Source organism: Maritalea sp. (genome assembly GCF_051251695.1).
In the GTDB taxonomy this organism is placed as follows: Bacteria; Pseudomonadota; Alphaproteobacteria; order Rhizobiales; family Devosiaceae; genus Maritalea.
This window is the reverse complement of record NZ_JBPOEU010000022.1, coordinates 25,670-37,161: the sequence shown is the minus strand read 5'-3', so window position 1 is coordinate 37,161 and position 11,492 is coordinate 25,670. Positions and strand designations below refer to the sequence as shown.

Below are 11,492 nucleotides of genomic sequence, written 5' to 3'. Positions count from 1 at the left end.
CAGTTTTACTTTACGCTGACTCTGCGCGTTAAAGGTAAATTAAATCACAACCACGCGGCTACCGATTGAAACTCTCGTATATAGATCCTTAATGTCTTCGTTCGTAAGCCGAATACATCCCGAAGATACTTTCTTGCCGATCGACCATGGTTGGGTCGTGCCATGCAATCTGTAAAGCGTGTTGCCGATGTATAAAGCGCGCGCGCCCAATGGGTTATCAAGCCCGCCCGGCATATAGGCGGGTAGGTGAGGTTCCCTCTTGCGCATCTCTGCCGGTGGGGTCCAGCCGGGCCATTCCCGCTTTGCCGTGACCTTGTGTGTGCCTGACCATTCAAAACCACTGCGCGCCACGCCAATGCCATATCGCATCGCCCGACCATTCTTGAGAATAAGATATAGATATCGATCATTTGTATCGACAACGATTGTGCCAGGCGCGTGTGATGAGCGATAACCAACAACTTGTCGCAAATAGCGTGGGTGCTGACGATAGGGGTTTTTAACTTCGAGCCGGTGTTTTGGCTTACCCTTGGCGATGCTGACACCGGCGGGGGGTGAAATATAGATTGTTTGACCAAAATGATCTTTTGTTTTGATCAAATTGCCGTCTGCAAAAGCGACATTGCTCCATGCGAGCACACCAGCAACGCACAGCGTTGCGCTAATTTTTGTAAAGTTACGCATTACTCAAACTCACCTAATGTCAGCGCAGATGTTGCGCAGCACAATTTGAACCAAATCTTATCCAAATGCTGACAATAAACGGTGAAAGAGCTTGGTAAGTAAGCCCTTAGCGGGGGTGGTTTACCAAAGCTTAATGAAATTTAGAGCATCGCGAAATCGTCATCAGAATCGATGGGACCTTGCTCGTCATTCGCAGGGACTGATTGTGCGCGTCGATCGCCCAAAAGTGCTTTTGCAATCGCTTTTCCAAGATCAGTGCTGTTTACGGGTTTGATGACAACTTCATCAGCCCCTAAAGACAATGCCCGTTCAATATTATCACTGCTCGCGTAGGCGGTCATCACAACGACTGGCACGTCTGTTTGCCCTTTAAAGCGTTTGTCGCGCAACACGCTTAAAAGACCAGCCCCGGAAACATCGGGCATGTACCAATCCATCAAAAGCGCGTCGAACTCTTCGCTTTGCAAACACAAAAGTGCTTCGGCTCCAGATGAAACCGATTTTGTCGACCCAATGCCCAGTTTTTTGAGTTGTGCTGCGGCAAGCGCGCATGCATATTGATTGTCATCAACAATCAATAAACTCATCTGGTCGGGTGATTTTTCAGTTTTGTAGGTCAATTGGGGTGTAACTTAACTTAATTGTTAAAGAACTATCCGTTGAACTTATTCGAACCAGTGCAGATTGCAATAGAAAATCGTAACAATGAGCGAAAATTTGGCCCGCTGTTTCTGGGCAGGAAACGATGAATTGTACACCCGCTATCACGATACCGAGTGGGGATACCCGGTGGATGATGATGTGAGGCTGTTTGAAAAAGTGTGTTTGGAGGGCTTTCAGTCAGGCCTTTCATGGCTGACCATTCTCAAAAAACGCGAAAATTTCCGCGCAGCATTTGACGGATTTGATTTCGACAAGGTTGCCTTTTACGGCCCAGAAGAGGTGGATCGATTGTTGCAAGATGCCGGGATTGTGCGCCATCGCGGTAAGATCGAGGCGACCATCAACAACGCTGCCCGAGCGATTGAAATGCGAAAAGAATTCGGCACGCTCGCGGCCTATTTTTGGCAGTTCGAACCCGATGAAGCTCAACGCCCGGCGAATATGAGCGAAGAAGAAGTTCGCAAACTTGCACAGACTGAAATGTCTAAGAATTTGGCCAAGGACCTTAAAAAACGCGGCTGGAAATTTTTCGGCCCCACAACGGCTTACGCTTTTATGCAAGCAATGGGCTTGGTGAATGACCACACAGAGAACTGTTATTGTCGGGCTTTAGCAACAAAGGCACGGGCTCAATTTACCCCGCCAGCAGCCCACGATTGATGCGCAATATGTTTGGGCATATTTATCAATCCTAGCGGCGGCTTGTGTCATCAAGTCTGATCGTTTAGGAACCCCAGTTGAAGCGCATGTCTAGCGCGCGGAAAAATACGAAAAATCAGAAGGCGTTTATGGCCAAGAAAACAAGACGATTAGCACCTACGTTGCCACGTGGCTTTGTCGATCGCGATGCGGTTGAGATTTCAGCTTTGGAGCAAATGTTCCATCGCATTCGTGTCGTTTATGAGCGCTACGGCTTCGACCCCATTGAAACGCCGCTTTTTGAATATACGGAAAGCTTGGGCAAGTTTTTGCCTGATACAGACCGACCAAATGCTGGTGTGTTTTCGCTACAAGACGACGATGAAAAATGGATGAGCCTGCGCTATGATTTGACCGCGCCGCTTGCCCGTTATTTCGCACAGAATTTTGATGCTTTGCCAAAGCCATTCCGCTCTTATCGGCAGGGATATGTTTTCCGAAACGAAAAACCTGGTCCCGGCCGGTTCCGTCAATTTATGCAGTTTGACGCCGATAGCGTTGGTGCGCCGGACCCATCGGCAGACGCTGAAATGTGCATGATGATGGCGGACGTTTTGGATGAACTAGGCCTTGGTGGCAAGTTCATCGTTCGGGTCAATAACCGCAAAGTTTTGGACGGCGTGTTGGCCCTTGCCGGGTTGGCAGATGAGCCGGAAAAATCACTAACCGTTTTGCGCGCCATAGATAAAATGGATCGCTTGGGCGCAGAGGGCGTGAAATTGCTCTTGGGCGCTGGACGCAAGGATGAAAGCGGCGATTTTACACAAGGCGCTGGTTTGGACGACGCTCAAATTGAACGTGTTCTTGCCTATGTCACGGCTGATGCCAATGCCGAGCAAATGTTTGATGTTTTAAGCGCTCAAGTGGAGGGCAATGAAGCAGGTACCCAAGGCGTTGCAGAATTGCAAGAAATGCAGGCACTGTTTGACGCCGCTGGCTATTCCCGCGACAAAGTCAAAATTGATCCCTCAGTGGTACGCGGCCTTGAATATTATACAGGTGCGGTATTTGAAGCTGAATTGACGTTCCCTGTCACCAACGAAAAGGGGCAAACCGTGGTGTTTGGGTCCGTTGGTGGCGGTGGTCGTTATGATGGGCTTGTTTCCCGTTTCCGGTCTGAACCCGTCCCAGCAACTGGGTTCTCAATCGGGGTTAGTCGTTTGGCGCATGCCCTTCAACTGGTTGGCGAATTGGATGTTACTGAAAAGCAGGGCCCAATCGTTGTGCTGGTGATGGATAAAGACCAAATCGCATCCTACCAGACCATGGTTTCAGAACTTCGACAGGCGGGCATTCGTGCTGAACTTTTCTTGGGCGCATCCAAGAACATGGCCAAACAAATGAAATATGCGGATAAGCGCAACGCGCCCGCAGTGATCATTGAAGGTTCGGACGAACGTGAAGCAGGTGAAGTGCAGGTCAAAGACTTGGTTGCCGGTAAAATCGCATCTAAAGAGATCACGGATAATGCTGAATGGCGCGCTGCACGTCCCGCCCAAGTCAGCGTGAAGCGCAGTGATCTGGTCACGCATATTAAATCGCTGCTGGAGCAAGACAGCGCTGATCTGGAGTAGGCCCATGCCGAAGCCCACCTCTGACTTCACTGCGCAACGCGAGCAACTTGCCGACAAAATTTCTGCCGTTGCGGAACTTGTCTCACCAGACATTTTGCAACCTGCTGATTTGTTTTTTGATCTGGCAGGCGAAGATATTGGCCGACGTTTGATGCTGACCAATGGCCCAGACGGTGCAACCTATTGTTTGCGCCCGGACTTCACACTGCCTATTGCCAAACAATATTTGGAAGATGGCGCAGTTGGTGAGACAAAGAACTATGGCTATATCGGCCCGGTCTTTCGCCAACGCGATCATGGCCAGTTTGAGTTCGACCAAGCCGGTCTTGAATTTCTAGCGCCCCAAGACAGCGACAAAACGTTCTCGCAAATCATGCATTTCGCGATTGAGACCTGTGCGCTTTATGGCGAAACAACGCCGCGCCTACATTTAGGTGCTGTGGACCTGTTTGAAACATTGCTAGCGCAACTGGATTTGCCCAATGTTTGGCGTCCTCGCGTCAGAGATCGTTTCGGTCATGATGCGGCAATGGGTCGGTTGCTCGACAGACTGGCTGTTCCGGAGAGTTTTGAAGGCTTGGGTGACTTGCCGACCGATCAAGACGAGCTGACCAAAAAGGTCGCGCAAGATATGGAAGCCGCTGGGCTTTCACCTTATTCTGGTCGTCAGGCCGAAGAAATCGTTGCACGTTATAAAGAGAAACAGACCCTTGCGCACGCGGCTGTTTCGCCAAAAACAGTTCGTATTTTGCGCGAGTTTTTATCCATCGCTGGCCCCGCCCATGAACAGGCATTTCGCATTGCCGCTTTGGCGAAAAAGGTCAGGATTGATCTCGACGTGCCGCTTGAAAAACTAATGCTGCGCCTGACCGAACTTAAGACTGAAGCGCCAAAAATCTCCGTTGAGTTCGATGCAGGCTTTAGCCCGCGTTTGGATTATTATACTGGCCATGTGTTCGAGTTGACCGCCAACAAAACCGGTGAAGTTTTGGCTTCTGGCGGTCAATATGATCGTTTATTGGAACGTATGGGCGCAAAGGGCCGCACCTCTGCAGTTGGCTGCGCGATCTGGCTAGATCGGTTAGAATTGGGAGCCTCGCGATGAGTTCACTATTGGTCGCTGTACCATCCAAAGGGCGCTTAGAAGAAAACACGCGCGAGACATTCGCCAATGTTGGTTTAACAATTGATCGGCCCGGTGGCGTACGGTCCTATCTTGGCTCAATTGATTTACTGCCCGACGTGACAGTTCGGTTTTTGTCGGCAAGCGAAATCGCCCGTGAACTCATCAGCGGTAAAATCGATTTAGGCGTTACGGGCGAAGACTTAATCCATGAAGCTGCTGAAACTGGCATCGATCAGGTTGTGATGGCAAAATCGCTAAACTTTGGCCAAGCCGATGTGGTTGTTGCATTGCCCAAAGCGTGGATCGATGTAACCGCCATGCGTGACTTGGCAGACGTCGCTTCTGACTACCGTCACCGCCATGGAAAATGGCTTCGTGTCGCCACCAAATATGTCAATTTAACCCGCAGATATTTTGCCGCCCATGGTATCGCAGAATATCGAATTGTAGAAAGCCTTGGCGCAACCGAAGCCGCTCCTGCATCGGGCGCAGCAGAATTGATTGTGGATATCACGTCGTCAGGTTCGACGCTTAGCGCAAATGAACTCAAGGTACCAACTGACGGTACAATTTTAAAGTCTGAAGCCAATTTAGTTGCGTCAAAATCTGCAAACTGGTCGCCAGAGAAGAAGGCGCAGCTTAAAGAGCTGTTGGACTATTTTGGCCCCGGATTAGGGGCGCGAGCGCTGGATGCGCTAAACAATTAAGACCGCGCAGATTTTGGATCATGCGCGGTCCTGAACTATATTTTTGAGTTACTTTTTGTCGACGGCCATTGCGCCCGGACCATGTACCCAAAGCAACAGTAAACCACCCGCAAGACCAAGGTTTTTCATAAACATGATCATTTGAGTTTGGTCTGCAAAATTCGTGTGCGCCAACACAGCGCTGGCGATTGAAAATGCAGCCAATGCCAAGGCAGCGTTGCGGGTTTGAAAACCAGCGATCAACGCGATGCCAGCAACCAGTTCAAACAACCCAACCACGTAAACCATGATGCCCGGCAATGGGATGCCCAACGCTGCGAAATAGCCAGCATTTGCTTCTGCGCCGGTAAGTTTACTTATGCCAGCCATTACGAAAATAATTGCCAACAAGATGCGCGCGATCAAAGGCGTCGCCCGTTTTAGTCCGTCCATTTATCTGTACCTATTGTTCGATGAAACGACGCGAACAATGCAATATTAGTGGCTTAGTATAAATGTCGTGAATAATAACTACCTGTTCACTAATTCATTGCTAATCCAGAATGATCGAATTGCCGACAGGTCTTGTTCAATCGGATTGACGCGATGAAATCCGGCAGATAGCGTTCCCCAAATCCCACCACTCGACATTAAAGAAGACTGTTTTGGAACTCGACCTTTTCGCTCTGCTGTTTTTAGCCGGTGCAGGCTTTCTTGCTGCCTTTTTGGACGCGATTGCCGGCGGCGGTGGTTTGATCGGTTTGCCTGCGCTTTTGTCGGTTGGATTGCCCCCAATCGCCGCATTGGCGACCAATAAATTACAGTCCGTCGTTGGCACCAGCGTTGCGGCGCTCACCTATTGGCGGCGCGGCTTTATCGATATCAAAGCGTTGATTGTTCCAATATTCTTAACATTCGGCGGCAGCTTACTCGGTGCGGTAACAGCAAAATCCATGGACACGGATTTCCTGACGCTGTTGGTGCCCATTTTATTGCTGGCTGTGTCCGTCTATTTCATGTTCTCACCAAAAATGACGGATGATGCGCGCCAGGAACGGCTGAAGTTCGCAATATTCGCCCCCATCATGGGTTTTACATTTGGTTTTTACGATGGCGTGTTCGGCCCGGGCACGGGCTCGTTTTTCATCGCTGGGTTTGTAACCTTGTTTGGGCTTGGTCTAACCCGCGCGGTGGGCAACACAAAAGTGCTCAATGCTGTTTCTAACCTTGCCGCATTACTGTTCTTTATCTATGGCGGCGACGTTGTTTGGGTTGCAGGCGGCGCGATGATTGTCGGCCAAGTGGCCGGAGGTTATTTGGGCGCTCGCACCGGCATGAAATTTGGGGCATCATTGATCAAACCACTAATCGTCATCATCAGCATGACGATGGCGATCAGATTGCTTTGGCCCCAAATTACAGCGGTTTTGGCGGGATAAATGCCAGCCCGTTAACCGTCCTTGGTGAGCCGATCCATTGCCCAGCCGACGGTGAACCCGTGCAAGATTGTCGACAGCAAAATAACGAGCGCCACCAAAGACCAAAGCTGGGCCTCGTTGATGAACTCCATATGACTGCCCGCATAGCACAGATAGTAGATCGAGCCGATGCCGCGCACCCCATAGATGGCGACAACGGCTCTATCGCCATTTTTGAGATCGGTTTTAAGAAGGCCGATCCAGCCCGACAAAGGCCGGATGACAAAGATAAGCGTCAACGCAATCACAACATGGATCCACGTCAAATCGGCAAACAGCATGGGCAGAACAGTACCCAGCACCACCAGTAAAATGGCGGTCAGGGCGTGTTCAATGGATTCAGAAAAGTCGTGTAAGCTCCGATGAAATTCATGGTCTACTTCGACACGGCGCAGGGTAAGGCCCAGAACCGCCACAGCGATAAAGCCATAGCCTTCAATCAGTTCTGTTGACCCGTAACAGAGCAACACCCCAGCAAGGGCGACAACGCCGGAGCCAGTTTCAGCCAATATCGACCCCTTTGGGAAGGTGAACAAGATATGGCCCAATAATTTGCCGCCAGCCCAGCCCATGACAGCGCCCACGCCGATACGATAGAGCACGTCAACAAAGAACCATTCAAACGCCCATGCGCCGGGGTTCATGCCCTGCGCGGCGACAATCAAGCCTAAATAGACAAACGGAAACGCCAGCCCGTCATTCAACCCGGCTTCTGTGGTGAGGGTGAAACGAACGGGGTGTTCTTTGCCCTCTTGAGGGGGGCCGACTTGAACATCTGCGGCAAGCACCGGATCAGTTGGCGCCAGGACCGCACCCAATAGAATAGCCCCGGCAAGGGTCAAACCGCCCATAACCACACCCAGAAGGGTAATGGACAAAATCGTCAGCGGCATGGCGATAACCAACATGCGCATGGTCAGCCGCCAGCGGCGCCACGGCTTGAGCTTGTCGATGCGCATACCCGCCCCGAACAGGGCGATAATTACGGTAAGTTCGCTCAATAGCTCCCATGGGCGCGGCGTCTGGCGCGGGTCCGGCAGGGTGGGCAAATCAGGAATAAGCAAAACCGCAGCCGCCCCGAACAAGATCATAAGCGGCGCAGACGCTGGTTCACGGTCAGAAAACAGGCGTGGCAACCAGCGGGCAAGAATGACGATGGCACCAACCACGGCTAACGCGACATGATATGGATCGAATGAGAAAAATGATTCTGGCTGCACGTTCAAAACGACCTTGGTTTCTGACTCTGTAAGAGACTGACTTACCATTTATTTATAAATTCAATCCACAGCTGAATAGCGTCATTTCGCAGTTTATTCACATTGAAGAAGAGATAATATGGCGTTGAGGTGAAATTTGCGTCCAAAGGCGGGGGTGCCGGGGAAGCGAACATAGTTCGTGACGGCGGCGCAAAAAATGAGCGGACGGCGCAAAAATTTTCCCACAACAAACACCACCAACATCGCATTGGCGACAGGCGGTTCCCGGCGGGGGTGCCGCCGGTGCGACCGGCCCGTGGGTCGGCGGCAATATAACCGGCGGGGGTGCCGGGGTCAGCCTGCGCGGCGTGAGCGCAAAAAAAAACTGCTGCGCGGCGTGAGCGCCATAAAATGTGGAGCGCAGCGACCAACGGGCGCGACGGCGGCAATGTAATATATGCAGCATGCGAGGTCTTTATTGTCTCGTTATGCGCGAAAAATGTTCAAATGAGACCATAATGACCTCGCATGTGATGATGTGGTCCTTTAACCCCAACTGCCCCAGGGTGCTAAACCCTTTTATCCCTTAACCTGCATCGTGACCCGTTGAACGGTCATTTGGAGTTTTTTGAGCCGCCGTCGCAGCCTTTCGGCTGCTTCCCCGGCACGCTGGAGTTTTTTCACGCCGCCGTCATTCGCTGCGCTCATTACCCCGGCACCCCCGCCAATTGGTGCTCAACATGAATGCAGAGCAAGCGAGGTAAAATTCCAAGAACGGCTTCAACTTGCCGCCCAATGACTTATGGCTGCCTTCGGTGTCTGGCAGGACATATGGTGTTAAAGGCGCCAAGCCGCAAACGTCTTGCAACCCATCACCGTCTTTCAACAGGCTGGTCCGACAAAATGTCAGTATGCCAACCCGGCCACTTCCTGCCCGTCGGCAAGCTGCGTGGTTGAATGAAAGATGGGGGCATGATGGCATAGGTTGGTGGGGGCGGGGATAAGGTTTTTTGGGAACGTTCGATATCGAATACATTGGAAACAAACTAGTTGTTCCGCGATTATCCAATTTTTTGTCGTTAAGTTCCTTTGTTTGCAGACATGATTTTCTTAAGCATTTCGTGAATTGAAGTCGATGGGTTAGCTTCTCCCGTTAGCGCTTTGTCGGAGTTGGCATTTTCTGCATTCTTTACTGCCGTGTCGAATAAGGAGAAGAGTCTAGCGCATTGTGATGTTGAAATCGCTTTTTCATATCCATGGAAAATTGGGGTCGCGTCCCTGAGTGCAGATGATACCATATCAGCAGCTGAGCGGCTTCCGACAGGTGCGAATGGCGAGCGAGTATAGACAAAATGAAACAATATCCAAACCTCAAAACATGGATAAGAAACCACCGCTTCGATTTTGCCTGCAAGAAACTTGTTAGATTTGTTTAGCGAATACACCTTGCTAATCGCTTTTTCAAAAGTCTCGTGGGTATCTCGATCAAATACACAATAAACATTATCGTACCCGCCTGAGTTGAAGTGACCCGCTCCATTTGCCTTTTTTTCTGCAAAATCGACTACGGATATGGGCGCAGAATTGCATTCTTTGCCGCAAACGTCGACGTCCACATTTACCAATTTGGCAAACACCCTAAATGCTTCGAAGTAGTTGGGTTCCGTTGCCTTGCCCTCTGATACAATGAGAATTCGCTTGTTTGGTTCTCTTGTCGGCGTTTTTCTGCCCAAGTCAGATTTGGAAAGAGCTTTTCTTCTTTGATGTAACTTGTCACTCCTCGAAGCCATGGTCTAACCTCTGATAACCAAATTTGGAAACGTTGGGTATCGCGCCAAACTTGCCGCCAAGATATGCTCGCTCATATGCAAGTACATCACGTACATTGTAGTCGGACAATGGTGTCAATACTGAGGAAATTCCATCGGACCGTTCAATGAACCAGATTTGATCTCGGTGCAAAAGGTCGTTGGAAATAATGGACGTTTCGTGGCTGGTGAAAATTAGCTGCGCCCCGTTTTTGTTAAGTGAAACGTCATGAAAAATCTTGACTAGTGCCCGTAGTGCCATTGGATGGAGGCTGTTGCTCAATTCATCAATTACGAGTGTGTAGCCGTTCTCCAAGACGTCAAAGATCGGGCCAGCAACGCCAAAAATGGCTTGAGTACCATCAGATTCTCGTTTCAACCCGATCTCAACTATCTTGTCATTGTCGTCCCTATGTTGTGCGTATACACGGTAGTCGAGTTCTCCTTCCATGTCGGATTGAATCTGTTCAATTGCATTAGGTGAAAAGAGCTCTGAGAACTCTTCTGGCAATGCTCGCTTCTCCGTTTCGACGCGGAACCCTCCGATTTTGAGGTCAAGAGCTGACATCAACTTTATGACTTTTTCTCTCGATTCACTATCTTTAAGCGCCATCGCCGTAAAGTCCTCATCGAAACGATCATTTGTGCTGATAATGTGAAGATTATTGCGGATCCAGTTGAATGGCTTCACTAGAGATGCTGAGTTTAGTTGCACCGCAACAGAAAGAAATAGAGCGTTAGAGCGGGTAGATTCTTTCCACGTTTCCCGTTTTCCAGGAACTTGAGTTTCGTTGATTTCCCATTCATATTTGTCTTCATCAGCCTCAACGAGGGCGCGATGAAAAATTGTTCGCATTCTACTACCGTGCTTTGAATGTCGAGCAAATAGCCATTCTTCGTGGACTCGTTCGTTGTCCAATCGAAAGCCATATTGAAAGAGTTCGTCATCATGTATGAAAGTAGCTTCGAATTCACTTGGCTCATCTCGGAGTCCCGAAACAAGTGAGTTTTTTTCAAACTTAATTTTATCGCCACTTGAAATCTCATTGAATGACGAGCCAACAAACCAACGGAAAAACTTCATTGCAATTAGCAAAGAAGATTTTCCTGATGCGTTGGCACCTAGAATAACGGCGCTTTTTACTAGATTGGGAGCATGTGAGTTTCCAGTAGCGAATGAGATTTCTTCACGTTTTGCAGCGGAAGAACTTGCGGCTGTGGAAAAAGTTACCTTTTCGCCGATGGATCGAAAATTTGAAGCTGAGAATTGAACAAGCATAGCTTGATCCTAACTTGACGTAGTTTTTTGCATTTTTTTTGCATATAATGACACTTAGGACAACTAAATTCTGTATTTATTGGTTATCGAATAGAGATTTTCATGGATCTAGGTCCATGAAAATTGATCCTGAGATCATACAAGTCGGAGCTGCGGTCGCACCACGCATTTTGCTTCCAATAGTATTACCCATACTGACGTGAATGAGGACAACTGCAATCCTACATTATCAAATGTGCTTGGATTTCCGCCTGCGCGTGGATGACGACCCGGGCATAATTTTAGCTTTTCGTCTT

Annotated in this window: 12 protein-coding genes; 5 read left to right on the top strand and 7 right to left on the bottom strand. The window is 49.6% G+C overall.

Features of this window, described 5'->3' with window-relative positions; translation table 11 throughout:
- Positions 1–39: 39 nt before the first annotated feature.
- Together ACSHWX_RS13540 and ACSHWX_RS13535 are read right to left on the bottom strand one after the other, a co-directional pair.
- The gene (locus tag ACSHWX_RS13540) at positions 40–684 is read right to left on the bottom strand and encodes a L,D-transpeptidase (protein WP_435668759.1); all 645 of its coding nucleotides are present in this window, start codon (positions 682–684) and stop codon (positions 40–42) included.
- 140 nt (positions 685–824) lie between these two features.
- A complete protein-coding gene (locus ACSHWX_RS13535) occupies positions 825–1,271 on the bottom strand; it encodes a response regulator (RefSeq protein WP_435668758.1) in 447 nt (148 codons plus the stop codon).
- Between the two features lie 118 nt (positions 1,272–1,389).
- Here ACSHWX_RS13535 and ACSHWX_RS13530 point away from each other — a divergent pair, with 118 nt between their 5' ends.
- The 4 genes from ACSHWX_RS13530 (at position 1,390) to hisG (ending at position 5,453) form a co-directional block, all read left to right on the top strand.
- Complete coding sequence (locus ACSHWX_RS13530) at positions 1,390–2,007, top strand: DNA-3-methyladenine glycosylase I (protein WP_435668757.1); 618 nt, start codon at positions 1,390–1,392, stop codon at positions 2,005–2,007.
- Positions 2,008–2,135: 128 nt separating this feature from the next.
- The gene (gene hisS / locus ACSHWX_RS13525) at positions 2,136–3,620 is read left to right on the top strand and encodes a histidine--tRNA ligase (protein ID WP_435668756.1); all 1,485 of its coding nucleotides are present in this window, start codon (positions 2,136–2,138) and stop codon (positions 3,618–3,620) included.
- A gap of 4 nt (positions 3,621–3,624) precedes the next feature.
- Positions 3,625–4,725 carry an ATP phosphoribosyltransferase regulatory subunit gene (locus ACSHWX_RS13520; RefSeq protein WP_435668755.1) on the top strand — a complete coding sequence of 367 codons (1,101 nt, stop codon included), beginning with the start codon at positions 3,625–3,627 and terminating at the stop codon, positions 4,723–4,725.
- Positions 4,722–5,453 carry an ATP phosphoribosyltransferase gene (hisG, locus tag ACSHWX_RS13515; RefSeq protein ID WP_435668754.1) on the top strand — a complete coding sequence of 244 codons (732 nt, stop codon included), beginning with the start codon at positions 4,722–4,724 and terminating at the stop codon, positions 5,451–5,453. Before ACSHWX_RS13520 ends, hisG begins: the two co-directional genes overlap by 4 nt.
- A 48-nt stretch (positions 5,454–5,501) precedes the next feature.
- Here hisG and ACSHWX_RS13510 read toward each other — a convergent pair whose 3' ends face one another.
- Positions 5,502–5,885 (bottom strand): DoxX family protein, encoded by a 384-nt coding sequence (locus tag ACSHWX_RS13510; RefSeq protein WP_435668753.1) that lies wholly within the window; start codon positions 5,883–5,885, stop codon positions 5,502–5,504.
- A 212-nt stretch (positions 5,886–6,097) separates the two neighbouring features.
- Here ACSHWX_RS13510 and ACSHWX_RS13505 point away from each other — a divergent pair, with 212 nt between their 5' ends.
- Positions 6,098–6,871 (top strand): TSUP family transporter, encoded by a 774-nt coding sequence (locus ACSHWX_RS13505; RefSeq protein ID WP_435668752.1) that lies wholly within the window; start codon positions 6,098–6,100, stop codon positions 6,869–6,871.
- Between the two features lie 11 nt (positions 6,872–6,882).
- Here ACSHWX_RS13505 and ACSHWX_RS13500 read toward each other — a convergent pair whose 3' ends face one another.
- The 4 genes from ACSHWX_RS13500 to ACSHWX_RS13485 all read right to left on the bottom strand — a co-directional run bounded on the left by ACSHWX_RS13500 (position 6,883) and on the right by ACSHWX_RS13485 (position 11,001).
- Complete coding sequence (locus tag ACSHWX_RS13500; protein ID WP_435668751.1) at positions 6,883–8,178, bottom strand: cation:proton antiporter; 1,296 nt, start codon at positions 8,176–8,178, stop codon at positions 6,883–6,885.
- 510 nt (positions 8,179–8,688) lie between these two features.
- Positions 8,689–8,817 carry a hypothetical protein gene (locus ACSHWX_RS13495; protein ID WP_435668750.1) on the bottom strand — a complete coding sequence of 43 codons (129 nt, stop codon included), beginning with the start codon at positions 8,815–8,817 and terminating at the stop codon, positions 8,689–8,691.
- Between the two features lie 371 nt (positions 8,818–9,188).
- Positions 9,189–9,899 (bottom strand): RloB family protein, encoded by a 711-nt coding sequence (locus ACSHWX_RS13490; RefSeq protein ID WP_435668749.1) that lies wholly within the window; start codon positions 9,897–9,899, stop codon positions 9,189–9,191.
- Positions 9,883–11,001: an AAA family ATPase gene (locus ACSHWX_RS13485; protein ID WP_435668776.1), complete on the bottom strand. Its 1,119-nt coding sequence runs from the start codon at positions 10,999–11,001 to the stop codon at positions 9,883–9,885. Before ACSHWX_RS13485 ends, ACSHWX_RS13490 begins: the two co-directional genes overlap by 17 nt.
- Positions 11,002–11,492 lie beyond the last annotated feature (491 nt).